General features: G+C 42.1%; 25 protein-coding genes and 1 other annotated feature. Of the genes, 21 read left to right on the forward strand and 4 right to left on the reverse strand.

The genetic code is table 11. The features are described from left to right. Window positions 1-9: 9 nt before the first annotated feature. The 14 genes from GJU41_RS15055 (at window position 10) to GJU41_RS15120 (ending at window position 13,998) form a co-directional block, all read left to right on the forward strand. Window positions 10-708, forward strand: a complete 699-nt coding sequence (locus GJU41_RS15055; RefSeq protein WP_070876584.1) for an ABC transporter ATP-binding protein — start codon at window positions 10-12, stop codon at window positions 706-708. Continuing rightward, complete coding sequence (locus GJU41_RS15060) at window positions 689-2,032, forward strand: ABC transporter permease (RefSeq protein WP_224771419.1); 1,344 nt, start codon at window positions 689-691, stop codon at window positions 2,030-2,032. The genes GJU41_RS15055 and GJU41_RS15060 overlap by 20 nt, the downstream gene beginning before the upstream one ends. Before the next feature lie 47 nt (window positions 2,033-2,079). Then, window positions 2,080-2,385: a hypothetical protein gene (locus GJU41_RS15065; RefSeq protein ID WP_070876582.1), complete on the forward strand. Its 306-nt coding sequence runs from the start codon at window positions 2,080-2,082 to the stop codon at window positions 2,383-2,385. Window positions 2,386-2,686: 301 nt separating this feature from the next. Next, entirely contained in the window at window positions 2,687-3,877 is a 1,191-nt protein-coding gene (locus GJU41_RS15070) for an MDR family MFS transporter (RefSeq protein WP_070876581.1), read from the forward strand. A 108-nt stretch (window positions 3,878-3,985) separates the two neighbouring features. After that, complete coding sequence (locus GJU41_RS15075; RefSeq protein WP_070876580.1) at window positions 3,986-5,353, forward strand: sigma-54 interaction domain-containing protein; 1,368 nt, start codon at window positions 3,986-3,988, stop codon at window positions 5,351-5,353. A gap of 220 nt (window positions 5,354-5,573) precedes the next feature. Then, entirely contained in the window at window positions 5,574-6,266 is a 693-nt protein-coding gene (locus GJU41_RS15080; RefSeq protein ID WP_070876579.1) for a CoA transferase subunit A, read from the forward strand. A 14-nt stretch (window positions 6,267-6,280) separates the two neighbouring features. Then, the gene (locus tag GJU41_RS15085) at window positions 6,281-6,955 is read left to right on the forward strand and encodes a CoA transferase subunit B (protein ID WP_070876578.1); all 675 of its coding nucleotides are present in this window, start codon (window positions 6,281-6,283) and stop codon (window positions 6,953-6,955) included. A gap of 11 nt (window positions 6,956-6,966) precedes the next feature. Beyond that, a complete protein-coding gene (locus tag GJU41_RS15090) occupies window positions 6,967-8,286 on the forward strand; it encodes a GntP family permease (RefSeq protein ID WP_070876577.1) in 1,320 nt (439 codons plus the stop codon). Between the two features lie 18 nt (window positions 8,287-8,304). After that, complete coding sequence (locus GJU41_RS15095; protein ID WP_070876576.1) at window positions 8,305-9,081, forward strand: 3-hydroxybutyrate dehydrogenase; 777 nt, start codon at window positions 8,305-8,307, stop codon at window positions 9,079-9,081. 239 nt (window positions 9,082-9,320) lie between these two features. After that, window positions 9,321-9,644 (forward strand): DUF4257 domain-containing protein, encoded by a 324-nt coding sequence (locus GJU41_RS15100; protein ID WP_070876575.1) that lies wholly within the window; start codon window positions 9,321-9,323, stop codon window positions 9,642-9,644. Window positions 9,645-9,812: 168 nt separating this feature from the next. Continuing rightward, window positions 9,813-10,043, forward strand: a binding site (T-box leader). 104 nt (window positions 10,044-10,147) lie between these two features. After that, entirely contained in the window at window positions 10,148-12,562 is a 2,415-nt protein-coding gene (gene leuS / locus GJU41_RS15105) for a leucine--tRNA ligase (RefSeq protein ID WP_154319056.1), read from the forward strand. A 359-nt stretch (window positions 12,563-12,921) separates the two neighbouring features. Further along, the gene (locus GJU41_RS15110; RefSeq protein WP_070876573.1) at window positions 12,922-13,236 is read left to right on the forward strand and encodes a rhodanese-like domain-containing protein; all 315 of its coding nucleotides are present in this window, start codon (window positions 12,922-12,924) and stop codon (window positions 13,234-13,236) included. 339 nt (window positions 13,237-13,575) lie between these two features. Continuing rightward, the gene (locus tag GJU41_RS15115; RefSeq protein ID WP_133313465.1) at window positions 13,576-13,815 is read left to right on the forward strand and encodes a DUF2553 family protein; all 240 of its coding nucleotides are present in this window, start codon (window positions 13,576-13,578) and stop codon (window positions 13,813-13,815) included. Further along, a complete protein-coding gene (locus GJU41_RS15120) occupies window positions 13,816-13,998 on the forward strand; it encodes a sporulation protein Cse60 (RefSeq protein WP_070876571.1) in 183 nt (60 codons plus the stop codon). It abuts the gene before it with no gap. 13 nt (window positions 13,999-14,011) lie between these two features. Here the strand turns inward: GJU41_RS15120 and GJU41_RS15125 are convergent, their stop codons facing one another. Beyond that, window positions 14,012-15,289, reverse strand: coding sequence for a BaiN/RdsA family NAD(P)/FAD-dependent oxidoreductase (locus GJU41_RS15125; protein ID WP_070876570.1), 1,278 nt, complete (start codon window positions 15,287-15,289; stop codon window positions 14,012-14,014). A gap of 183 nt (window positions 15,290-15,472) precedes the next feature. Here GJU41_RS15125 and GJU41_RS15130 point away from each other — a divergent pair, with 183 nt between their 5' ends. Together GJU41_RS15130 and GJU41_RS15135 are read left to right on the forward strand one after the other, a co-directional pair. Then, a complete protein-coding gene (locus GJU41_RS15130; protein ID WP_070876569.1) occupies window positions 15,473-17,095 on the forward strand; it encodes a putative polysaccharide biosynthesis protein in 1,623 nt (540 codons plus the stop codon). A gap of 378 nt (window positions 17,096-17,473) precedes the next feature. Beyond that, entirely contained in the window at window positions 17,474-18,199 is a 726-nt protein-coding gene (locus GJU41_RS15135) for a pseudouridine synthase (RefSeq protein ID WP_154319057.1), read from the forward strand. A gap of 105 nt (window positions 18,200-18,304) precedes the next feature. Here the strand turns inward: GJU41_RS15135 and GJU41_RS15140 are convergent, their stop codons facing one another. Both GJU41_RS15140 and GJU41_RS15145 read right to left on the reverse strand, forming a co-directional pair. After that, the gene (locus GJU41_RS15140) at window positions 18,305-18,529 is read right to left on the reverse strand and encodes a DeoR family transcriptional regulator (RefSeq protein WP_029278908.1); all 225 of its coding nucleotides are present in this window, start codon (window positions 18,527-18,529) and stop codon (window positions 18,305-18,307) included. Between the two features lie 309 nt (window positions 18,530-18,838). Next, the gene (locus GJU41_RS15145; RefSeq protein WP_154319058.1) at window positions 18,839-20,140 is read right to left on the reverse strand and encodes an NCS2 family permease; all 1,302 of its coding nucleotides are present in this window, start codon (window positions 20,138-20,140) and stop codon (window positions 18,839-18,841) included. A gap of 188 nt (window positions 20,141-20,328) precedes the next feature. On the opposite strand from GJU41_RS15145, the gene pepV reads away from it, so the two are divergent. Together pepV and GJU41_RS15155 are read left to right on the forward strand one after the other, a co-directional pair. Continuing rightward, on the forward strand, window positions 20,329-21,723 hold the full coding sequence (gene pepV, locus GJU41_RS15150) for a dipeptidase PepV (RefSeq protein ID WP_154319059.1): 1,395 nt from the start codon (window positions 20,329-20,331) through the stop codon (window positions 21,721-21,723). 193 nt (window positions 21,724-21,916) lie between these two features. Further along, window positions 21,917-23,095, forward strand: a complete 1,179-nt coding sequence (locus GJU41_RS15155) for an MFS transporter (protein WP_154319060.1) — start codon at window positions 21,917-21,919, stop codon at window positions 23,093-23,095. Window positions 23,096-23,205: 110 nt separating this feature from the next. On the opposite strand, the gene cysK is transcribed toward GJU41_RS15155, so the two are convergent. After that, window positions 23,206-24,138, reverse strand: coding sequence for a cysteine synthase A (gene cysK, locus GJU41_RS15160; RefSeq protein ID WP_154319061.1), 933 nt, complete (start codon window positions 24,136-24,138; stop codon window positions 23,206-23,208). Between the two features lie 175 nt (window positions 24,139-24,313). On the opposite strand from cysK, the gene thpR reads away from it, so the two are divergent. The 3 genes from thpR to GJU41_RS15175 are packed head-to-tail and all read left to right on the forward strand — an operon-like array spanning window position 24,314 to window position 25,985. Further along, window positions 24,314-24,865: an RNA 2',3'-cyclic phosphodiesterase gene (gene thpR / locus GJU41_RS15165; protein ID WP_154319062.1), complete on the forward strand. Its 552-nt coding sequence runs from the start codon at window positions 24,314-24,316 to the stop codon at window positions 24,863-24,865. A gap of 53 nt (window positions 24,866-24,918) precedes the next feature. Continuing rightward, complete coding sequence (locus tag GJU41_RS15170) at window positions 24,919-25,296, forward strand: CidA/LrgA family holin-like protein (RefSeq protein ID WP_224771100.1); 378 nt, start codon at window positions 24,919-24,921, stop codon at window positions 25,294-25,296. After that, window positions 25,296-25,985 carry an LrgB family protein gene (locus GJU41_RS15175; RefSeq protein ID WP_154319063.1) on the forward strand — a complete coding sequence of 230 codons (690 nt, stop codon included), beginning with the start codon at window positions 25,296-25,298 and terminating at the stop codon, window positions 25,983-25,985. The genes GJU41_RS15170 and GJU41_RS15175 overlap by 1 nt, the downstream gene beginning before the upstream one ends. Window positions 25,986-25,998 lie beyond the last annotated feature (13 nt).

Genomic DNA, 25,998 nt, shown 5'->3' on the forward strand with positions numbered 1-25,998 from the left:
GAGAGAAACATGATTAAAGTTGAACATTTAAGTCACTCCTTTAAGGTTGGGAAAAAAGGCAGTGAAAAAGAAATTCCGGTTCTAAAAGGTGTAACATTTGAAGTGAAAAAAGGGGAAATTGCATCGATTGTCGGCAGAAGCGGTTCCGGAAAATCGACTTTGCTGAATCTTGTATCAGGTTTTATCCCGCCGACAGCCGGTAAGATACTGGTAGATGGTACACTTGTTACAGATTTTAATGAGAAGGAGTGGGCAGAGTTCCGGTTAAACACATTCGGGTTTATTTTTCAAAGCTTTCAGCTGATTCCCAGCCTGACGACATTTGAAAATATTGAACTTCCTTTGACATTAAAGGGCATACCTTCGTCTGAACGCAAAACAATCGTGACAGAGATGCTTTATCGCATTGGGCTTGAAAACCATTCATCCCATTATCCGAATGAACTTTCTGGAGGTCAGCAGCAGCGTGTTGGAATTGGCCGCGCTTTAATTACTAATCCGGAAATCATCCTGGCCGATGAGCCTACAGGAAGTCTAGATAGTGAAACGGAAAAAGAGATTCTTCTGCTGATCAAAGAATTAAACGCTGAAAAAGGCATTACTTTTTTCATCATCACGCATGACGAGGAAGTAGCTGCTTACAGTGACCGCAGATTTGAGCTTCAAGATGGTGTGTTAAAGGAAGGGGGTGTTCCGGTTGAAATTTAAAGATCAGCTAAACTTGGTAAAACGCAATATGAAGAAAAACCGGATGCGGGTATTTATGACCGTCCTTGCTACCACGATAGGCTGCGCTTTTTTAATTGTCCTGGCCTCTGTTGGATTCGGCATGCAAAAAAGCATGCAGGAGGAGTTGTTAAGCGCACAGAAGCTGAATGAAATTCAAATCAGCGGAAAAGAAACAGACGGCAAATATGAAGAGACTAGAGTGGCTCAGATAAATGAGCTTGAGACCATGAAAAATGTTGCAGCGGTAGTGAGAAGGTCAGGTGTTTCTCCAACTGCTGAAACAGCCGTTAAGCTTTCAGACAGGACAGCTTCTTCTGCGAATCCCATTCTTACAAATATGGAACAGGAGCTCAAAGGGAATTTGGAACTTGAGGCTGGAAGTATTCCTGAAAATGAAAATGAAGTAATTGTGGGCTATCACTTCGGGAAAGCCCTGCTTACTGAAGGAGAAAGAAAAACACAGGTTGAAATCAATCAAAATCCGGACTCAGCTCAAACACCGCCAGAAGGCTACAATGGGGAACTGATTGGGAAAGAAATTGTGTTTTCAATGATTGAGCAAGTAGACGGGAAGCCTGCAGAAAAAAGCTGGAAATTTAAAATCACAGGGATTGCAAAAGAGCCTGCAAGAGATTACATGGAAGATGCTTCTGTCTATATCAGTGAAAAATGGAAACCTGAAATGACTGCTTTTGCTAAGACGGCAGATGGAACTTCAGAATTTGAAATGGCTGAGTATGATCAGGTACTTGTTTATACAACAAGTATTGATCAGGTAGAAGGAGTCACTGATGCATTAAAAGAAAAGGATTATCTCGTGTATTCAATTACCGAAGAACTGGATAATTTGAATTTATTCTTTAATGCATTTAAAGCAGGACTGATTTTCATTGGAACGGTAGCAGTCCTTATAGCCTCAATCGGAATTTTTAATACGATGACCATGGCTGTGACAGAACGCACACAGGAAATTGGCATCATGAAAGCAATCGGTGCGCAGCCTAGAATAATAAGAAGAATATTCCTATTGGAAAGTGCATTTATTGGCATACTTGGCGCTTTGCTTGGAGTCGTGATTTCTTACGTGATCAGTTTGGCTGCTAATTTCGCTATCCCTCTCATCTTAGAGTCGGTTTCAGAGGGAAGTATGGATGGAGTAAATTTCACCTTCTCTTCTATCCCGCTCAGCCTTGTCCTGATTGCGAGCTCGATCAGCGTGGGAGTGGCAGTTATCTCAGGCTTGAGACCTGCAGTGAAAGCAACTAACATCAATGTCCTTTCAGCATTGAGACGTGAACTATAACAAGAAGCAGGCCGAGTTTGCCTGCTTTTTTTGAGAGGAAGATTTGTATGAAGAAGGGGTTTCTAAATCTGTTGATTGCGTTTCTCTTCATGCTCTTATTTTTCCTGCCTGTTAAACATTTTTTCAGCAGCGGAATGAAAATCTCCGTTCTGAATTCGACTGGACGAGAGATCAGAGGTCTTGAAATCACTTATTATTATAATGAGGAAAAGATACTCATTCCTGCACTGAAACCGAATGAGGAGCATGAGATTAGGATTGTGCCAGATGAGGATTTCAGTGAAAGCTCCATGCAGCTTGTTTACACAGATCAAACCGGTAAAATGACAGGAAATGATATTCGGCTACTTTGAAAATGGGTACAATGGTACTGCAAAAATAACGGCAAGATCAGTGAACAGCAAAGGAGTAATTACATTCAAGGTGAACGAAGAATTAAATGTATATTGAGGCCGGCAACTGAAATCATTTTTAGGCTGTAAGCCTCCGAACCGTTATTCCTTTTCTGCTTCTTTGAACTGAACAGCGGATCCAGCATTTCTTTATTGCATTCTCCTCTAAAAAGGACTACAATCTTCAATGGATTAAAAAAGACGCGAAGGCAAACTGATGCTTTCGTGCTTTTTTGTGAGTTTTTTTGAAGGAGGTTTTATCATGCCGCGTTCTTTATGGCTATTGATTATTGGCATGCTGATCAATGTAACGGGATCATCGTTTCTATGGCCTTTAAATACGATTTATATTCATGATCATCTTGGCAAATCGTTAACCGTTGCCGGAGTTGTTCTGATGTTAAACTCTGCTGCGAGTGTGGCGGGAAATCTGATTGGCGGTGTTTTATTTGACCGCTTTGGAGGGTACCGATCCATCTTAAGCGGAATTATCCTTACGTTTGCAGCTATTTTAGGTCTGGTGTTTTTTCATGGCTGGCCATCATATATCGTCTTTTTGACACTTGTAGGTTTTGGATCCGGAATTGTGTTTCCTTCTATGTATGCACTCGCTGGAACCGTTTGGCCTGAGGGCGGCAGGAAGGCTTTTAATGCCATCTATGTCTCTCAAAATGCAGGAGTCGCTGTCGGAGCAGCGCTTGGAGGATTAATTGCAGGGTATTCCTTTCAATATATTTTCATTGCGAATGCAGCCTTGTATGCTGTTTTTTTCTTGCTTGCATGTTTCGGATATCGAAATATAGCTGCAAGTCCAGCAGCACAAACATCGATCCTGCAGCAGTCATCTAAAGTGAAAAACAATGATAAATTTACTGCTCTTATCATTCTTTGCTCAGGATATGCACTTTGCTGGGTGGCCTATGTACAGTGGCAATCTACAATTGCTGCACATACTCAGGAGCTTGGCATTCCGCTTACCCAATACAGCTTAATATGGAGCGTCAACGGTGCATTAATTGTTTTTGCCCAGCCTTTAATGAATACCTTTGTTAAGTATTTTGCTGAATCCATTAAAAAACAGATGATGATAGGATTTGTTATTTTTATCGTTTCGTTTGCAGTGGTTTCGTTTGCAGATGCGTTCAGCGGATTTATGGCTGCAATGATTATTTTGACAGTTGGAGAAATGCTTGTGTGGCCTGCAGTCCCAACGATAGCAAACGATCTTGCACCTAAGGGGAAAGAAGGTTTTTATCAGGGATTCGTCAACAGTACAGCGACAGGCGGAAGGATGATTGGTCCTCTCCTCGGCGGGGTTCTGGTAGATATGTACGGAATGAACATGCTTTTCCTCGTTTTGATTGGCTTGCTTTTCCTTGCAATGTTCACAACCTCGATCTACGATAAAAAAATAAAAGAACAGTCTGTAAGTGAACCAGTAATAAGTTCATAAGGAGAGAAGCGCAAACAGGCGCTTCTCTTTTTTAAATCTGAGGAACGCAACCGTTTTCATATCTTTTGTGATACGATGATAAAAAAGGGTTAATGGGTGGGAGAAACAATGTTCAATCAAAGCTTTCCATATGCAAAAGAGATTTTTGAAACCGTTATTGAAAATGCATTTGCCTGGATAGTGATTGTAGATGATAAAGGGAAAGTCATTTATATGAACGAAGACTATTGCAGATTTCTTGAGGTAGACCGCAATACCGTACAAGGACGGCATGTAACGGATGTAATCGAAAATACAAGAATGCATCTGGTCGTTCAGACTGAAAAAGAAGAAATTGCAGATCTTCAATATATTAGAGGGAATTACATGATTGCCAACCGAATTCCAATTTTTGCAAACGGGAAGATTGTCGGAGCGTTTGGGACCGTTATGTTCAGAGATACAAAAGAGTGGAATGAAATGAACAGCCAAGTGAGGCATCATTTATCATCTATTCAAAAATATCTTGATCAGCAGGAGCAGACGGGTGCGAAGTATACGTTAAATGATATTAAATCAAATTCGAGAAAAATTTTAGAATTAAAAGAGAAAGTAAAAGCCATTGCTGCAAGTGACAGCTCAGTTCTTTTAAGGGGCGAAAGCGGGACAGGAAAAGAATTATTTGCTCATAGTATCCATCAGCTGAGCCATCGCAATGATCAGCCTTTTATTAAAGTAAACTGCGGGGCTATTCCTGAGCATCTGCTTGAATCTGAACTCTTCGGCTACGAGGAAGGAGCGTTTACTGGGGCAAAAAAAGGCGGCAAGAAGGGGAAATTCCAGCTCGCAAATGGAGGAACCATTTTTCTTGATGAAATTGGAGATATGTCATTGCATATGCAGGTTAAGCTGCTTCGCGTGCTGCAGGAAAAGGAACTCGAGCCGGTGGGTTCCATAAAAAGCATTCCGCTGGATGTTCGGGTGATTGCGGCAACCAATCGTCCGCTTGAATTGATGATGAAAGAAAATCGCTTTCGCGAAGATCTCTATTACCGCATAAGTGTCATTCCGTTTAATATTCCAGCGCTTAGAGAACGGATTGAAGATATAGAGACTCTGGTCAATCACTTCATGCAGAAGATTTCCCTGCGCACAGGCAAACGGATTATCGGCATTCATGAAGATGTGATGAATACCTTCTATCAATATCATTGGCAGGGGAACATCCGCGAGCTTGAAAATGTCATAGAAGCGGCCATTCACCTGACTGATGATGTCATTATAGGCATTGATGCCATTCCTGACTACATCCGGAACATTCATTCCTTCGAAACGGAAGATATTACGTTAAAAGAGATGCTTGAAGAAACGGAAAAAAGAGTTATTATTGCTGCTTTAAAAAAATGGAGCGGCGATAAACAGAAAGCGGCTAAATCTTTGGGCATCAGTAAATCAAGCATGTATGAGAAAATACAAAAATATGAGATGACGATATAGTCCAGAATTTCGGAATAAAGTCCAGAATTCTGGACTTTTCCTTTTTCTTATACAGGCCATATCGCCTACTTCTTATAAAACTTGTCCAAGGTCATTTTATTTTCCGAAAAATCGGAATATAAAATGAATCTGTGAACGATTTTTTACTCTTTATCTCCTTTTTTAAAGTTGGCACGGCTCTTGCATATATAATAGCGAGAACAAAGAAGGGAGGATCTTCATGAAAACACTTCATCAATCATTCACCGAAGCCGTTAAAGATATAAAAGATGGATCGACGCTTATGGTCGGCGGATTTGGTCTTTGCGGCATTCCAGAAAATCTGCTGCTTGCTCTAGTAGAAACAGAAGTAAAGAATTTGACTGTGATCTCCAACAATTGCGGTGTAGATGATTGGGGTCTTGGACTGCTTTTGAAAAATCGTCAAATAAAAAAAATGGTTGCATCTTATGTTGGCGAAAATAAGGAATTTGAGCGCCAGGTTTTATCAGGCGAGCTTGAGGTCGAGCTTTTGCCGCAAGGCACCTTAGCTGAAAAGATCCGTGCTGGAGGAGCAGGCATCCCCGCTTTCTTCACACCTGCAGGAGTAGGCACGCAAATCGCAGAAAATAAGGAAAACCGCGTTTTTGATGGGAAAGAATATGTGCTCGAGACTGCACTTACAGCTGATTTCAGCCTGATCAGAGCGGCCATTGCAGATAAGTGGGGAAATTTAATTTACAGCAAAACGGCTCAAAATTTTAATCCGATGATGGCAGCTGCAGGAAAAATAACCATTGCGGAGGCTGAAGAAATTGTCGAGGCCGGAGACTTAAATCCAGAGCATATCCAAACACCAAGCATTTATGTTCAGCGCCTTATTCAAGGTGCACAGCAAAAGAAGATTGAGAGATTGACCGTTCAAAAAGTGTAATGGAGGTGAAAAGAATGACAGGAGAGAAGTATACACAGAGGGAAAAAATCGCAATAAGAGCCGAACAGGAAATTGAAAGCGGTTACTATGTAAATTTGGGAATAGGTATGCCAACCCTTGTCGCAAATTTCATTTCGGAAAATAAGCAGGTAGTGCTGCAATCTGAAAATGGTCTTCTCGGAATTGGTCCATTTCCGTCAGAAGATCAGGTGGATCCGGATTTAATCAATGCGGGGAAAGAGACCGTTACCGCGATTAATGGGGCAAGTTATTTCAGCAGTGCAGAATCTTTCGGCATGATCCGCGGGGGACATATTGATCTAGCCATCCTCGGAGGAATGGAGGTATCGGCTTCAGGCGATCTTGCAAACTGGATGATTCCCGGAAAAATGATTAAAGGCATGGGCGGCGCTATGGATCTTGTGCATGGTGCAAAAAAAATTGTTGTGATTATGGAGCATGTCTCTAAAAATGGAGCTCCTAAGATTGTAAAGGAATGCTCGCTTCCTCTTACCGGAAAAGGCGTAGTAAACAGGATTATTACAGACCGGGCTGTTATAGACGTGACTGAGGATGGTCTGAAGCTTGCCCAGGTTTATGACGATTATACTGTGGAAGAAATTCAGGCGGTTACAGAGCCTGAACTGATTGTCAGTGAACATCTTTTAAAACAGAGACAGTTGGACTAGGGGGAATGTAAATGTTAAGCATGATCGGGTTAATCGGCGGTCTGGCATTATTAATTTTTTTAACAATGAAAGGCATGAACCTGCTTGTTGCAGGTCCATTATGCGCATTATTTGTAGCAGTTCTGAGCGGAATGCCGCTGTTTCCGCAGCTTGTAGGCGAAGGGGAAGCCAATTTCGTAGGAAATTATATGACAGGGTTCTCAAGTTTTGTTACCTCATGGTACTTAATGTTCCTGCTTGGAGCCATATTCGGTAAGGTAATGGAGGACAGCGGTGCAGCAGACAGCGTTTCCCAGTGGATCGTATCCAAAATTGGGATGAAGCGCGCTGTTTTGGCAATTGTTATTGCCTGTGCTGTACTGACATACGGAGGCGTAAGCTTATTCGTTGTAGCGTTCTCTGTGTACCCTATGGCAATCAGCTTATTCAGACAGGCTGACCTGCCGCGCCGTTTTATTCCGGCAGCACTTGCATTTGGTTCTGTTACTTTTACGATGACTTCAGCTGGATCTCCTGAGATTCAAAACTGGATCCCAATTGAGTTTTTAGGTACAACTCCATATGCAGGCTGGGAAGTCAGCTTAATCGTTGCCATCTTCATGATGATTTTCGGCTACTGGTGGCTGAAACGGATGATCAGCAAAGCAGTCGGCAAAGGGGAAAGGTTTGAAGCGAGGGATAATGATCCCAAAAATGAAAACCGTGATTTGCCGAATCCGTTCCTTGGACTGATTCCGCTGCTGGTCGTTCTTATCATCTCATTTATTTTCCATGATTCTTTAAAGCAGTCTGCTTTAATTATCGCTCTCCTTGGCGGTGTGATTGCGACTTACTTATTAAACAGAAAATATTTCAAATCGTTCTGGAACGCTGTATCCGAAGGAACGATGGGTGCCCTTATAGCAATCGGAAACACAGCAGCTGTAGTAGGGTTTGGCGGCGTTGCTAAAGCAGTGCCTGCGTTTGAAACCGCTGTCAATGCAATGACGAGCATCCCGGGAAGCCCTCTGATCGGCGGAGCCATCGCGGTCAGTGTTATTGCCGGTATGACAGGTTCATCATCTGGCGGCCAGGCAATTGCCCTTCCGTTGCTTGCGCCTCACTATTTGGATATGGGTGTCAACGCGGAAGCACTTCACCGCACAATCTCGATTTCTTCCGGAGCGCTTGATTCATTGCCGCACAATGGTTATGTTGTTACGACGGTTCGCGCAATTTGCGGAGAGTCTCACCAGGCAGCTTACGGTGCAGTTGGAGCCGTAACTGTTATTGTTCCTCTATTAGGCACAATACTTGCAATCATCTTGTTCTCTCTTGGACTGGGAATCTAATACTGGAGGTTTACGATTTTGGTAAAAGATCAGGTTGTTTTTATAACAGGAGCTGCGCAGGGCATTGGCTTTGAAATGGCAAAGGCTTTTGCAGAAAACGGAGCTAAAGTAGCCCTAACAGATTTAAACGAAGAAAAAGTAGCCGAAAGTGCCGAATCCTTGAAAGCATCAGGGTATGAGGCAATCGGTATAAGATGCAATGTGACAAGTGAGGAAGATATTGCGGCAGCCATTTCGCAGACAGTAGAAGAATTTGGCACCATTCATATCTTAATGAATAATGCAGGGCTTCAGCATGTCTCAATGATTGAAGATTTCCCGACAGAAAAATTTGAGCTTCTTATCAATGTGATGCTTGTTGCACCATTTATTGCTACGAAACATGTTTTTCCGATCATGAAGAAGCAGAAATTCGGCAGAATCATCAATTTATCATCAATAAACGGTCTTGTCGGTTTCGCCGGAAAATCCGCCTACAACAGTGCCAAACATGGTGTGATTGGATTAACAAAAGTTGCAGCGCTTGAGGGTGCTGCAGACGGCATTACGGTTAATGCCATATGTCCCGGTTACGTCGACACGCCGCTTGTCAGAAATCAGCTGAGTGATCTTGCTAAGACAAGAAATGTTCCTTTAGAAAGTGTTCTTGAGGAAGTGATCTATCCGCTAGTCCCTCAAAAAAGATTGCTTCAAGTGTCTGAAATTGCGGATTATGCATTATTTTTGGCAAGTGAAAAAGCAAAGGGAGTCACTGGTCAGGCAGCTGTCATTGATGGAGGCTACACGGTGCAGTGATGAATGGTACTTATCGCTTATTCTAAAAACCGAAAAAACGTTCGGTCTAGTGATAAAGTATGATAAATAATTTCCTGAAAATTCCTTCTATTTAATCAAGCTTGTTTTACCTCCATTCACATATAATGGAAGTAAAACAAGCTTCTATTTTTTCATAAATCTGTACAAGCAAAGAGAAGCTTAAATCTTGTACCTGAAGTCGCGTGCCGAAATTATTACGGCTTTAGGAAGGTGATCTTATGCTGCAGACAGTAGTTGTGGCGTCATTGATTGGGGGGTTAATGGGTTTACTTGGACATGTCAAAAAGAAAGGAAGGATCGAAAAACCAAGAATGACAAAACGGTTTATCTACTTAGGATTCTGGGAAGATATCGCAATGGGAATGACAGCTTCTATCCTGCTTGTTTTATCTACAGAACCCTCATCCTCATTTCAGCTTGTCGTGCTTTCTATTATCGCTGGGTACAGCGGGGAAGCGGTATTAAGGAGTTTTGACTTTGTCAGACAGCAGCAGGACAACACAGTGCAGCCAGAAAAAGACAATGAGCGTCAAGCAAAATAATCTCCTGATGATAGCAAACTCACTTCTTACTCTCTCAATATCCAACACTTCTCATTTAGCAGAAAATGAACATCTCTGCCGCCCATCATCCGATTTCCGCTTTTTCTTTATTTAACAACTTGCATCCCGGTAACAAATTCTATAAAATACAATATATAAAGGTATACAACATGAACGGTGATAAGGAATAGTAGCAGACTTTAGATGCTCAGAGAATTGACGGAAGGTGCGAGTCAATCATCTATAGTCTGTGAACTCGCCTTTGAGTTACAGACGTCAACTGCAGTGCTGCCTGCACAGTAATGTCTGTCGTGATCCACGTTACGGATGCTTAAGTGAGTGCCTTTGCTGGCGCTAAATTGGGTGGTACCGCGGGAAATCAAACCTCTCGTCCCTTATTGGGATGAGAGGTTTTTTTCTATTGTGCGGTTTAATCCGGGGGACAGCCGTTCACACTGATTACTAAAAGCGAAGAGCAACGCACCAATTTGAGGAGGATCTATATGAGTTTTAAGCACGAAAAAGTTGAGAAAAAATGGCAGAATTACTGGCTTGAAAATAAAACATTTAAAACAACAGAAGACGAAGGCAAACCGAGATTTTACGCGCTGGATATGTTTCCGTATCCATCAGGAGCAGGTTTGCATGTAGGACACCCTGAAGGCTTTACGGCAACAGACATTTTGTCACGCGTAAAACGGATGCAGGGGTTCAATGTTCTTCATCCGATGGGCTGGGATGCATTTGGTCTTCCGGCTGAGCAGTACGCGCTTGACACAGGAAATGACCCTGCTGAATTTACAGCAAAAAATATTGATACGTTCCGCCGTCAAATTCAGAGCCTGGGCTTTTCATATGACTGGGATCGTGAAATCAATACAACGGACCCTGAATATTACAAATGGACGCAATGGATCTTCCTTCAATTATATAAAAAAGGTTTGGCATACGTAGATGAAGTCGCTGTAAACTGGTGTCCTGCACTTGGAACGGTTTTGGCAAACGAAGAAATCATTGACGGCAAAAGTGAACGTGGCGGACACCCTGTTGAGCGCCGTCCAATGAAACAATGGATGCTTAAAATTACTGCTTATGCGGACAGATTAATTGAAGACTTGGAAGAAGTGGATTGGCCGGAGAGCATTAAAGAAATGCAGCGCAATTGGATTGGCCGCTCTGAAGGTGCTCACGTTCATTTCGGCATTGACGGTCATGAACAATCGTTCACTGTCTTCACTACTCGCCCTGATACTCTTTTCGGAGCAACTTATGCCGTGCTTGCACCTGAGCATGCGCTTGTAAAAGAGATTACAACTGAAGATCAACAAGAAGCGGTTGCCGCTTATATCGATAAAGTGAAAAGCAAAAGTGATCTTGAAAGAACAGATTTAGCTAAAGAAAAAACGGGTGTATTCACAGGCGCCTATGCACTAAATCCTGCAAATGGCGAGAGAATGCCAATCTGGATTGCCGATTATGTTTTAGTCAGCTATGGAACAGGAGCTATTATGGCGGTTCCGGCTCATGATGAAAGAGACTATGAGTTTGCAAAAACATTCGATCTTCCTATTAAAGAAGTAGTTGAAGGCGGAAATGTTGAGAATGAAGCTTACACAGGTGATGGACTTCATGTAAACTCTGACTTCCTTAATGGCTTAAATAAACAAGACGGCATTGAAAATATGATTAACTGGCTTGAAACAAATAAAAAAGGCGAAAAGAAAATCACATATCGTCTCCGCGACTGGCTTTTCTCACGTCAGCGCTACTGGGGTGAGCCGATTCCGATTATTCATTGGGAAGACGGCACAATGGCTGCGGTACCTGAAGATCAGCTTCCATTAACATTGCCGAAAACAACAGAAATCCGTCCATCCGGTACAGGCGAATCACCGCTTGCCGTGATTGAAGAATGGGTGAATGTGACAGATCCTGAAACAGGCAAAAAAGGAAGACGTGAAACAAATACAATGCCTCAATGGGCCGGCAGCTGCTGGTACTACTTGCGCTATATTGATCCGAAAAATTCAGATCATCTTGCTGATCCTGAAAAAATTAAAGAGTGGCTTCCTGTTGATACGTATATCGGCGGTGCTGAGCATGCTGTTCTTCACTTGCTGTACGCTAGATTTTGGCATAAGGTTTTGTATGACCTTGGAATTGTGCCGACAAAAGAGCCATTCCAAAAATTGTTCAACCAAGGAATGATTCTTGGAGAAAACAATGAAAAAATGAGTAAATCTAAAGGAAACGTTGTAAATCCGGATGACATTGTAGCAAGTCACGGAGCAGATACTTTACGTTTATATGAAATGTTCATGGGACCGCTTGAAGCCTCAATTGCATGGTCTGAAAAAGGGTTAGACGGAGCACGCCGTTTCTTGGATCGTGTGTGGCGTTTATTCATTGAAGATGGCGGGGCATTAAGTCCAAAAGTGACAGATGACATGTCTGACAGCTTAGAGCGTGTCTACCATCAAACAGTTAAAAAAGTAACGGAAGATTATGAGGGCTTGCGATTTAACACAGCCATTTCTCAATTGATGGTCTTCATCAACGAAGCATACAAAGCAACTGTACTTCCAAAAGTCTATATGGAAGGATTTGTTAAATTGTTATCTCCTGTTGCTCCGCATCTTGCTGAGGAATTATGGGAAAAGCTTGGACATGAAGGAACGATTTCCTATGAAACATGGCCTGCTTATGACGAAGGCAAATTAGTTGAAGATGAAGTTGAAATTGTCGTTCAGGTTAACGGCAAATTAAAAGCAAAACTACATGTTCCAAAGGATGCAACACGCGAGGAAATGCAGGAAATTGCCCTTTCTGATGCTGCAATTAAAGAACAAGTAGACGGGAAGACGGTCCGTAAAATCATTGCGGTGCCAGGAAAGCTGGTAAACATCGTAGCAAACTAATACGAAAAGCGGAACCGACTGTTCAGCTCCGACAGGCAGATAAGGATTCGGCAGAAAAGGCGCTTTTTGCCTTTACTGCTGAATCCGTTCTGACCGAGGAGTTAGGAGGTGGAGCTGGACAATACGAAAAGCGGAACCGCCCGGTTAGCTCCGACAGACAGATGGGATTCGGCAGAAAAGGTGATTTTTTGACGAATTTGTTCTGACCAAAACGGAGCTGGACAATAAGAAAAATAGATGCAGGCGCTGATGCAGTGCCTGCTTTTTTCTGTTATCGCAGCATAGATGTCTTAAACTGGTATGACCTCATGCTGCTTTGGTATAATAAATTCATCTGTTAGTGAAAGGGAGTAATTTAAATGAAAGAAATTTCGACAGAAGAATTACATAAGAAACTTAAAAGCGGCGAAACATTGAATCTTGTAGATGTTCGCGAGGATGACGAAGTAGAAGAAGGCATGATCCCAGAAGCGAAACACATTCGAATGGGAGAAATCCCTGAAAAGCTCGATGCTTTTGATAAAGAGAAAGAATATGTCATCATCTGCCGCTCAGGCGGACGCAGCGGAAATGTCTGCGCATATCTTGAGGACCAAGGTTATAAGGTTACAAATATGGCCGGCGGCATGCTTGACTGGAAAGGCGATACAAAACGCAAAAGTGAATTAGGTTAAAGTTAAAGCGGGATCCCTGTTAAAACAGGGATTTTTTTAATGTTTTGGCATTCGTTGAGCGAAGGATTGTTAGAACACGGTTCTGGATAGTTAGCCGCCAATTTTGGAGAGTAAGCTTATAGGTTACTTGCCAGATTTCGCACTCTTACTTGCCGGAATAGCTTCTATACTGGCGAAAATTGGAGAAATACTTGCCGTTATGGAGGAATTACTATCTTTTTTCTTTATTACTCCTAGTGTAACGGATTAGGTTGTTCAGCATTTAAATCAACCAACAAATGAAAACGCTATCATAATCTTAGACCCGCCAAAATACAATAAAATAAGGAGGGATGTGATATGTCTGAATATCACAAGCTTGATGTAACGGACCGGGTGCTTGCAAGGCTCCATGGGGATTTCATGGAATTGTACATTGGAAAGGAGTATATCGGGAAGCTTGTCATAACTTCTGAGGGACGGGAATATGAATTAGAAAGCGGATTTGTTGTGGAAGAGGACAGGTTTTACCGGATTTATGAACGAAATTGCGAGCTTCAGCAGCAATATGCAGAAGGGTATGATATGGGATGGTGTTAAATGTACAAGGTAGCCGTTTTTGATAAGGAGCATGAAAAAGATCTTGAACGTGAAATTAACCACTTTTTAAAATCAATCTCAGACGAACAGCTTGTGGATATAAAGTACAACGTGGCGGCTGCCTGCAATGAAGATGGCGAGCAGCTTTATTGTTTTTCAGCGTTAGTCTTATACAGAACTTAAAAAAAGGAAGCAGCTACAGGATAGCCGCTTCCTTTACATATTCTGCGGCATTTTTGCCGGCGAGTCTGCCTGTAACGAGCGCAGACGTAATGTTGTACCCTCCTGTATATCCATGGATATCAAGAATTTCTCCGCAAAAGTAGAGACCATTCATCAATTTGGAAGCCATTTGTTTTGGGTGTATTTCTTTTACGGATACACCTCCCCCAGTTACGAATGCTTTATCAATAGACAATGTTCCATGCACGTTAAACTCGAACTGTTTGCAGTCAGAGATAAAGCTGCGCAATTTCTCCATAGATAAGTTCGCATATGTCACTTGCTGGTCAATTCCGTTCCGCTCCAATAAAAAGTGAAGATAACGTTCAGACAAAAAGCCTTTTAATACATTTTTAACGGCCTTTTTTGGTTCTGCTTTTAACAGCTTCACTGTCTGCTGGAACAATTCCTCTGCATTTACATCAGGAAAAGAATCGATGCTCACCTGAATGGAAGTTGTTTTAAACTTTTTCATAGCTTTTACCACATACTGACTGCAGCGCAGGACAGCAGGGCCTGAGATGCCAAAGTGGGTAAAAATCATGTCCATTTGGTGGGTCTTAATGACTTTGCCTTTAGGATTCAAGACACTTAATGCAACATTTCTGAGCGACAGACCCTGCAATGTTTTTTCCTGAATGAACGGCTCATTTGAAGTAATCGGAACTTCTGTCGGAAAAAGCTCTGTAATCGTATGGCCGGCTTTTTCAGCCCATGCATAGCCATCCCCCGTGCTTCCTGTGTGGGGTACACTTTTGCCCCCAACTGCAATGACCACAGCGTTTGTGCTGATGTATTCTCCATTCTTTAAAAGAACTCCCGCAGCTTTGCCTTCTTTATAATCCACTGTTTCAACAGGTTCATTTGTCCGTATCGTCACATGAAGTTTTTTCAGCTGATTAAGCAGCGCATCTACAACAGATTGAGCCTTATCTGTTACAGGAAACATTCTGCCGTGATCTTCTTCTTTAAGCTGTATGCCAAGCTTTTCAAAAAAACGAATGATATCTTCATTGCTGAATTCTGAAAAAGCACTATATAAAAAACGTCCATTTCCCGGGATATGCTTTACAATTTCATCGATTGGCAGCCGGTTTGTTACATTGCAGCGTCCGCCGCCGGAAATGGCGAGCTTTCTTCCCAGCTTATTTCCTTTATCCAGCAGGAGTACATCAGCACCTTGTTCGCCGGCCGCAATTGCCGCCATCAAACCAGAAGGGCCGCCTCCGATAATGACCACATCATATTTCATTTGCTCACAACCTTTTTCTTTCTAAAAACCTAATTTCCTTTCTTATTATAGCTGAATCTGGAAGAAATCAAAATAAGGCCGTTTTATTATCGGATGAGCTGTGCACAAACATTATTGTTATGGCGGTTTATTGTGTTAAAATAGAAAAGTTGAATCTTCAGAGAGAAATTGGTGATTTCATAAATGTCAAATAAATTATTAAGAGGGACGTTAGTATTAACGCTCGGCACATATATTTCGAGATTATTAGGGATGATTTACATTATTCCGTTTTACGCGCTTGTCGGAAAGGACGGCGGTGCATTATATCAAATAGGATATGCACAGTACGCCGTATTCCTTGGAATTGCGACAATGGGTTTTCCCCAGGCGGTATCAAAATTTGTCTCCAAGTATAATTCCATCGGAGATTACGCGACCAGCAGGAAAATGTTCAGAGTCGGCATTTCGGTTATGTTTGGAACAGGAGTTTTAGCTTTTGCCATTCTCTACTTTTTGGCTCCGTTTTTAGCTGAAAGCTCGCTTGGTCAGAGAGAGCTTGGAAATACCACGATAGATGATGCCGTTCTGGTTATTCGAATGGTCAGTCTTGCACTGATTGTTGTTCCGATCATGAGTTTAATCAGGGGATTCTTTCAAGGCCATCAGTCTATGGGACCGACTGCTGTATCCCAAGTCATTGAACAAATTGTAAGAATTGCTTTCTTGCTCGCTTCAACATACCTGGTTTTAAAAGTATTTAACGGAACGCTTGTCACTGCTGTCGGGTATTCTACATTTGCTGCATTTGTAGGAGCAATAGGCGGACTGCTGGTCTTGTTTGTTTATTGGCAAAAACGCAAACACACACTCGATGCATTGAGGGAAAATGCTGTACCGTCTGCTGACATGCCGGCCGGCCGGATGTTCAAGGAGCTTTTCTCCTATGCCGGCCCGTTTGTGTTTGTTGGACTTGCTATTCCTTTATATACGTACATCGATACAAATACCTTTAATAAGGCAATGGTGGCAGGGGGATTTGAAAAAATTTCAACAGACATCTTTTCAATTGTCACTTTATACTTGCCTAAACTGGTAATGATTCCTGTCTCACTTGCAACAGCTTTTGGGCTTACACTTGTTCCAACCATCACCAAGTCATTTACGAATAAAAACATGACGCTTGTGAACCGGCAGATTGACCAGGCATTTCAGATTATCATTTTTCTGACACTGCCTGCGATAGTCGGCCTTGTGATACTTGCTGAGCCTGCTTATATGGTGTTTTATGAAAATGACCCGGATGGGCCTGGTCTACTCAGATGGTTTGCTCCCGTAGCCCTTCTGTTTTCTTTTTTCACTGTTACAGCGGCTGTTCTTCAAGGAATTAACAAGCAGAAGCTTGCAGTCATTTCACTTGCGTTCGGATTGATCATTAAGCTTGCTGTAAATGCACCGCTGATTGAAGCATTCCAAGGCTTTGGTTCGATATTGGCCACTGCACTCGGATTTGGTGCATCTATTATGTATAGCTTTGCCATGATTCACCGTCACGCTGGATATTCCTTTAAACTGCTTTTTAAACGGACAGTTTTTATAGCGATTCTCACAGCCTTTATGGCACTTGTAGTTTCCGTATCTCAATCTATATTGTCCATTTTTATAGATTATGCCGAGGGCAAGATGCAATCAGTTATTATCCTGTTAATTTCAATAGGTCTTGGAGCGGCAGCCTATTTGTATGCTGCTCACCGTTCACACTTGCTTGAAAAACTTCTGGGAAATCGTTTTTCATTTTTAAATCGAAAGAAGAAGGCTGCTGAATAAACAGCCTTCTTTTTTAATAGCTGTTTTCGCATAGATTGTGGTTTTTGATTATAAATGTTGTCCGTTCCTTTCCGCTGCAGGAACTTGCTTTCCGCGGGGAGCGTGGAAGCCTCCTCGGCGAGCCTGCGGGGTCTTCCATTTCGCTCTACTATCCCGCAGGAGTCAAGTTCCTTCCGCTGCAATCCACTAATGGATTAATACATGTAGTTTAAAAGCAACAATATTTACGAAACAGCCTTTTTAATAGATAAGAAATTATAGTTTCTTGGGCCAGAACAAAATAATCCAATAAGCCGGGAACCGAATTTTTTAGTATTTCTTATCTGTCTGGCCGGAGCTAAACGGCCGCTTGCGCTATTTTTAAAAGGAGGATTTTTAATGAGAATAGATAAACTTTTATCAAACATCGGCTATGGCAGCCGAAAAGAAGTTAAACAGCTGTTAAAAACAGGTGCAGTAAAAGCGGATGGAGTCAGTATTAAAGATGCTAAGACACATGTCGATCCTGCAGCGCAAATGATTACCGTACATGGGGAGACAGTAGAGTATAAGGAGCATATTTATTTGATGCTGAATAAACCAGGCGGATATCTCTCGGCTACAGAGGATTCTGTTCAGGAAACCGTTATTGACTTGCTGGAAATGGAAGACGCGGTTTACAAGCCGTTTCCGGTAGGACGCCTTGATAAAGATACGGAAGGGCTTCTGCTGCTGACAAATGATGGCCAGCTGTCACATCAGCTGCTGTCTCCAAAAAAACATGTACCCAAAACGTATTATGCAAAAATACTCGGCAAAGTGACTGAAGAGGATGCAGCAGCGTTTAAACAAGGTGTAGAGCTTGATGATGGATATGTGACAAAACCTGCATCGCTTGTCATTCTTTCAGCAGACGAGCAGTCTGAAATAAACATTACCATCACAGAGGGCAAATTTCATCAGGTAAAACGAATGTTTGAAGCTGTCGGAAAAAAAGTAACCTATTTAAAAAGAATCAGCATGGGACCGCTTTTGCTTGATGAAAATTTGGCATTAGGGGAGTACCGCGAGCTTACGGAAGAAGAAGTGGAAGCCCTGCAGAATGCTAAAGCAATTGAATTATAAAAATAACCCGAGTTAAACCATCAGAAAAAAAACCAGCCATATAATGATTGGCTGGTTTTCTTATGTATACAAAACGTTTCGGTTTTCCATTGTTCAGTCTCTTCATTAAGAAGACATTTTTCTAACCTTCTTCTGTGTAATTGTCCATTTGCCTCGGCTTGGGCTCCGAACCAGGTCATTATACGCTAACACATTTAAATCTCTTTGAATGGTTCGTGGTGTAATACCAAATTCGTCGACAAGCTGCTGAGTTGTCACAGTACCTCTTTCATGGATAAACATGTAGACAGATTTGATACGAGTTAGCATACGGTTTGTTGAAGGTTTCAAAAAACCACTCCTTATCATTTGATCGTACGGCATAGCCTACTACAACCTACGATGTCCCCTACTGCAGATGTTACTGTACTTATTTAAATTATGAACGCTACAACAATATTTTACACGATTTCGACAGCTTCATACTAGTTAAATGCTCGAATTAACAAAATTTTTACATAGTTTTAATCTAATGACATAAAGTTAAAACTTATATATCATATTTTACTATATGTAGTTAATTCTGAATAGTATGACATTTTTGTGTTTGTATAGAAAAAGCATCCATTTTTTTAGTATGGATGCTTTTTCACATTATTATTAATGTCCTCCAAGGAAGACAAGCTGTATAAAGAATAAAACAGCAAAAATATAAACAAACAGATGAACTTCTTTCCATTTACCCTTTGCTATTTTCATAAGGGGGTATGAAATGAATCCAAGTGCAATACCTGTTGCAATGCTTGATGTAAGCGGCATGCTGATGATGACGAGAAATGCCGGGAATGCTTCATCAATTTCATTCCAGTTAATCTTTGCAATATTGCCCATCATTAAGCTTCCAACAATAATTAAGGCTGGAGCGGTGATGGCGGCAATTCCAGATACGGCGCCGACAAGAGGGCTGAAGAACGCTGTTAATCCGAAGAGCACAGCAACTGTTAAAGTAGTAAGCCCTGTACGTCCGCCGGCAGCTACTCCTGCAGAGGACTCAATATAGGCTGTCGTAGGGCTTGTTCCAAACATGGCTCCTACGGTAGTTGCTGCAGAGTCGGCTAAAAGGGCTTTGCGTGCATTCGGCAGTTCATTTCCCTTCATTAACCCAGCCTGCTGTGCAACACCGATCATCGTGCCGGTTGTATCAAAGATTGTAACAAGCAGGAAAGAAAATACCACGGCATAAAGGCCATGCTGAATCACTTGTCCGATTGCTTCAACAGGATTCAGGATAATAAATCCTTCCGGCAGGCTCGGCATTGAAACAAATCCTTCTTTAAATGAAAGTTCACCAGTAAAGAAAGCGATAATTCCAGTAATGATCATCCCGAAAAAGAGGGCGCCATGTACATTTAAACTCATTAATACGAGCGTAACAGCAAGACCGGCAAGTGCCAGTATGACAGGTGGAGAAGTTAAATCTCCAAGAGTTACAAGGTTTTCCGGATGATCTGTTACAATTCCGGTTAAACGCAGACCGATAAAGGCGATAAAAAGACCGATTCCGGCGGTAATTCCATATTTTAAGTTAGCAGGAATCGCCTCAATCAATTTTTTGCGGAACGGAGTTAAAGATAAAATAAGAAACAGAATACCTGCCACAAATACGGAAGCAAATGCAATCTGGTAACTGACCTGATGGCCTCCGACAACGGAATAAGCAAAATAGGCATTCAGCCCCATGCCAGGAGCGATGGCAATCGGATAATTTGCAGCAAGGGCCATCCACAATGTACCGACGATAGCAGCAATAATAGTTGCAGTAAATACCTGGTCAAAAGGGACACCAGCGTCTGCAAGGATAATAGGATTAACGACGACAATGTAAACCATAGTTAAAAACGTTGTAAGACCTGCCAGCGTTTCTGTGCGTACTGTCGTTTGATTTTCTTTTAATTTAAACATGAGAGCCTCCAATTAACGAACGTTTTTACAAAACATTTTTAATAATATTCGTTTTTAAGGTAAATTGCAAGGATTATTCTTTTTATGCTTCTTTTAGTTTCTCCTATAGAAGCTTTCTTATGTCCTCGTCCTTTGGTATCTTACTAGGTAAGGACCTATTGAAATAAATATGAAAAGGGGTTTTGAAAATGGATTGGATGCAGGAAGTTTTAAGCAGAAAAGAAGATTTTATTAAAGACACTCAAGAATTTTTGCGCATTAAAAGTTTGCTTGATAAAAAAACAGTCAAGGAAGGAGCTCCATTTGGAAAGGGAATTAATAAAGCTTTGACTCACATGCTTGAAAAAGGAGAAAAAGACGGATTTATTTCTAAGAATCTAGAAGGCTATGCAGGGCACCTGGAAATGGGACAAGGGGATGAGATCGTTGGAATTCTGTGTCACGTCGATGTTGTGCCCGAAGGTGACGGATGGAGCAGCGATCCTTTTGGGGCGGAAATAAGAGACGGGAAAATCTTTGCGCGCGGAGCCATTGATGATAAGGGACCGACGATGGCCGCTTATTATGCGATGAAGATTGTAAAAGACCTTGGACTGCCATTGAACAAAAGAGTCCGCATGATTCTTGGAACAGATGAAGAAAGTGACTGGGGATGTGTTGATCACTATTTTAAACATGAGGAAATGCCTGCATTTGGCTTTGCACCTGATGCAGATTTTCCGATTATTAATGCTGAAAAAGGAATTATTGATGCAAAGCTTACATACTTCTTTGATAAAACACTAAGCAGCAAAGCCGGAACAAAACTTCTTTCTTTTCAATCAGGAAGGCGCTTCAATATGGTTCCCGATCATGCAGAAGCTCTGATTCAGTCTGAGGATGCACAGGGGCTTAAAGAAAAATATAACAAGTACTTAAATCAATATGATATTTCAGGCAGCGCTTCTGAAGAAAATGGAGTGCTTACCCTTAAAGCTGAGGGTGTTTCTGCGCATGGGAGCTTGCCGCACACGGGCAAGAATGCGGGACTTCTGCTCTCCCTCTTCCTTGCAGATGAAGAATTGGATCATAACGGGAAAGGATTTATCAGACAGATTGTTGCCTTCTTCAGCAATGATACGAGCGGTGAGAAGCTTGGCATTCAATGTGAGGATGAGGTGAGCGGCCCGCTGACTGTTAATCTTGGCATCATTTCATTCGACAGTGAAAAATCAGGTGAGCTTGGCGTGAATATCCGCTATCCTGTAACAGGTGATGTTGAAAGAATTTCTGAAGGGCTTAAATCAATCAGCGAGTTTCAGCTGGCAGCTTTTAGTGATTCAAAGCCTCATTATGTCGATGCTGAACATGAATTGATTCAAACACTGAAAAAAGTATATGAGGAACAGACAGGAGATCGTGCTGAACTGATTGCAATTGGAGGCGGAACCTATGCCCGTTCTCTGAAGGCTGGTGTGGCATTTGGACCGATGTTCCCGGGAAGACCTGATGTCGCTCATCAAAAAGATGAATATGTCATCATTGAAGATTTGCTTAAAGCTACTGCCATTTATGCACAAGCCATTTATGAATTGGCAAAATAATGTTAACGACGAATTCATCCTGTTGTGGTAGGATGATTGAAGAAGCTTTTTGGCCGCTCTCTGTTACTGGAGGGCGGTTTTTCTGGGAGTTCGGTTTTTTAGAAACTCCCGATTTATTAAATAGGGTTATGGGTCCTGATCTGGTTTTATAGTTGAAATGAAGAAGGAACATTAAAGAAAGAAGGCTGCTGTTTTGGAATATTCATTGCAAAGAGAGCATCGTACAACTAGAGTTCATTTTTATTCATTTTATTTTTTAGTGTTTTTTGCTTTCGGTTCGCTGTTTCCGCTGCTGCCGGTTTATCTTAAAGACAGTGCAGGGCTAACTGGAAGTCAGATTGGCATGATCATGAGCATCAGTCCTGTAGTCATGATTTTAATTCAGCCTTTATGGGGTATTTTGAGTGACATGACGCAAAAACCAACTGTTTTATTAACAATTGCACTGACGCTTGCAGGGATTTTTGGACTTGTTTTTTCAATGATTGATACATATATGTGGATGATCGCCATCGCTTCGCTCCTTGCGATTGTACAGAGTGCGCTGATTCCCTTGTCAGACAGCATCTCAATGAATTACGTTCAAAAAACGAAAACGGAGTACGGTTCGATCCGGCTCTGGGGAGCGGTTGGATTTGCGGTTGCCGTTATGGCTGTCGGGCAGCTTTCCGAGCTTTTTTCATTAAGCATGATCTTCTATGCGTTTGCCCTTATTTTATTTAGTGCAGTGTTTTTCGCCTATCAGCTTCCTAATGAAAATAAAACGATGCAAATCAGCATCAGGGAAGGCATAAAAGAGCTTGCGAATGTACCAAGGTATTTTTTGTTTTTATTCGTTGCTTTTCTGGTGCTCGGACCGATCTTAGCGAACAATATTTACTTTGGAATTTTTGTGGCAGAGCTTGGAGGGGGACTGACTGGAATTGGCATAGCATTTCTTCTTGCAGCAGGCAGTGAAGCGCCTTTTATGAAATTCGCCAGCAGCTGGATCAGCAGACTTGGGATGATGAACATTCTTATGATGGCAACTTTGATTTCAAGCATCAGATGGTTTCTGTATTTTACCGAGCCTCCGCTTGGAGTCGTTTATGTGACGACCATCGCTCAAGGATTTTCTGTAGGCTTGTTTATTCCTGCAGCCCTTCAGTATGTGAGAGATCTTGCGCCGATTTCTGTTGGGGCGACAGCCATTTCCCTTTATTCATCAGTAGGAAATGGTCTCGGAAACTGGTTTTGCACTTTTTTCGGAGGGTTGATCTTAGAAGGTTTTTCTATCCTTTATGTGTATTTGTTTTTTGGAATCCTCTCATCCATCGCATTACTTGTTTTAGCTATCATGAATATAAGAATGAGAAAAGCTGCTCCGGTTTAAGTGCCGGGCAGCTCTTTCTGTTGCTTAGGAAATGATAAAAGTGAATGGGCTGCGGATAGGTGATTTCTTATCTGTCTGCCTGCGCTAAACGGGCGATTCCGCTTTTCGTATTAGTCCTGAAGAAATAAATCACTTGATAAATAGCGCTCGCCTGTGTCGCAGGCGATGCACACGACAACATCATCAGGAGTGAGACGTTTTGCTACTTCCAGCGCAGCAAAACAGGCAGCGCCTGATGAAGGGCCGACCAATATGCCTTCTTCTGCGGCAAGGCGGCGTGTAATGTCGTATGCCTGATCATCTTTAATTTTGAAAATTTCATCATAGACGCTTTGATTCAGAATTTCAGGGATGAATCCGGGACTGGTGCCTACAAGCTTATGCTTGCCGGGCTTCCCGCCCGATAAGACAGGAGATCCTGCTGGCTCAACAACGTGAACTGTCAGGTCAGGATAATGCTCTTTCAGACTTTCGCCAGTTCCTGTAATCGTTCCGCCTGTTCCGGCAGTTGCTACAAATGCAGACAGTTTTTTGCCAAGCTTGTCCATTGCAGAAATAATTTCAGGCGCTGTTGATTTACGGTGGGCATCTGAATTTGCTTCGTTATCAAACTGCATTGGAACAAAGCTGTCCGGGATTTCTTTTGCCAGTTCGTTCGCCTTATTGATGGCACCCGGCATTTTCTCATCGCCAGGCGTCAGTACGACTTTAGCGCCATAAGCTTTTAATAGATTAATTCGTTCCTGGGTCATTGTGTCGGGCATAACGAGAATGGCTTTATAGCCTCTCGCAGCGGCGTTCATTGCAAGCCCAATGCCGGTATTGCCTGAAGTCGGCTCAATAATCGTGGAGTTCTTATTTAAAAGACCTTGTTTTTCAGCCTCAATGATCATGTTTAACGCGGCTCTGTCCTTTACACTTCCGCTCGGATTGAAAAACTCAAGCTTCAAATAGACGTCCGCTCCGTTTTCAGGGTTCAGCCGATTTAATTTTAATAAGGGAGTGCTGCCAATTAAATCTGCTATATTTTCAACTACACGCATTTCTCTCAGCTCCTTTATTTGATATGATAGCATATATTTTTTCAGCAGCCATCCAAAGCGCTTGATTATATTCTTGCCTGTATCTTTGATAAAATGAAAACTAAAGTAACTTTTGCGCTCTTTGCTATAAAAAGACAACACTTCTGAAAACAATTAAGAACAGGAGTATGAAAAAATGACAATGACACATTTTTTTATAGGCATTTCACTTGAGGAAGCAATAGCAAAATCTATTTATGATCAAACATCTCTTTTAAGGGAAGAAAAACAATTTAAATCTTGGGTGCACCCGCTTGATTATCACCTTACACTGGCCTTTTTAGGCCATCCATCATCTGAAGATCAATTAAATCAGGTGAAGAAGGATCTTGAGAGGAACCTTGCCAGCTATCATTCCTTTGATCTGCAGATAACAGAATTCCAGACATTCGGGAGACCGCAGTCTCCAAGGATTTTCTGGCTGGGAATAGAGGAATCTGAAAAACTCGCGGAGCTTCGCAGCGAGGTTTATCAGATATGTCAGGATGCTGGTTTTAAACTGGACGAGCGTCCGTTTGCTCCTCATATTACAGTGGCAAGGAAATGGATCTCAGAAAAAGATTTTTTAAAGCAGCTCATCCCTTCACCTGAAAAGCTGAGCTTTAAAGTGACTGCTGTGGATCTTTTCGAGTCAAAGCTGGATGAAGTGCCTAAATATCATTCTATACACAACGTGATGCTGCGATGAAAAAAGGTTTGCCTGTCATCCTATGTACCAACAAATGCAAAGCAGGGATAACGATGAAATGGATGAAAATTTTAATTCAAATTGCTTGTTTATATCTTTTTTACCTGGCTGGAATCTTTATACAGCAGATATTGCAGCTATCTATGCCAGGAAGCATCATCGGCATGTTTCTTCTATTTTTCTGCCTTTCTTTAAAGATCATCAGGCTGCCGCTTTTAAAAGCAGGAAGTTCAATGCTGTTAAGTCATTTATCACTGCTTTTTATACCGGCGACGGTCGGTTTAATCGATCATTTTGATTTGTTCAGCGGAAAAGGAATCATCAGTGCGCTTGTCGCTCTATTCAGTACGGCCCTGGTTATGATTTCGTCCGCTGCCATCGGTCAGAGGCTTATGAATTCGGAAGTGTCCGAAAAAAGAGGAGAAGTCTAATGTTTTTAGCAGTCTTGTACATAGCTTTAACGATTGTTGTTTATGCAGCCATGAGGCAGCTCTATAAGAAGTATCCGCTTCCTTTTCTTGTACCTATAGCTACATGCACTTTTATTATCATTCTTCTTTTATTGGGAAGCGGAACGGATTATGCAGAGTACATGAAAGGCGGCATCTGGATTGACGGGCTGCTTGGTCCTGCGGTTGTGGCTTTGGCCTATCCTTTATATGAAAGCCGCCGGATTCTGAAAAAATATGCGCTTACGATTCTTGCAAGTGTTTTTGCCGGAAGCATCATTGGCATAGGCAGCGGAACGCTTCTTGCAGGGCTTTTTCATGTGGATGAAGAGCTGATTCTATCTCTTGCACCAAAATCAGTTACGAATCCGATAGCAATGGATATTGCAGACATGATGGGGGGGATACCGGCGCTTGCTGCCATTTATGTTGTCATTGCAGGGGTCTCTGGTGCCATGTTTGGGCCATCTTTGCTGCAGCTTTGTGGCATTCATCATTCAGTAGCAAAAGGAATTGGACTTGGTGCGGCATCGCATGGAACAGGGACGGCCAGAGCATTGGAGCTGGGGGAGCTTGAAGGTGCCATCAGTTCGATTTCAATGACTTTATGTGCCATTTTTACAGCGATTATTTGCCCGCTGCTCGCACCATTTATTTTAAATATGCTTTGAGGAGTTGAAAAAG

Origin of the sequence: Metabacillus idriensis, from assembly GCF_009674765.1 — a bacterium.
Taxonomy (GTDB): Bacteria; Bacillota; Bacilli; order Bacillales; family Bacillaceae; genus Bacillus_P; species Bacillus_P idriensis.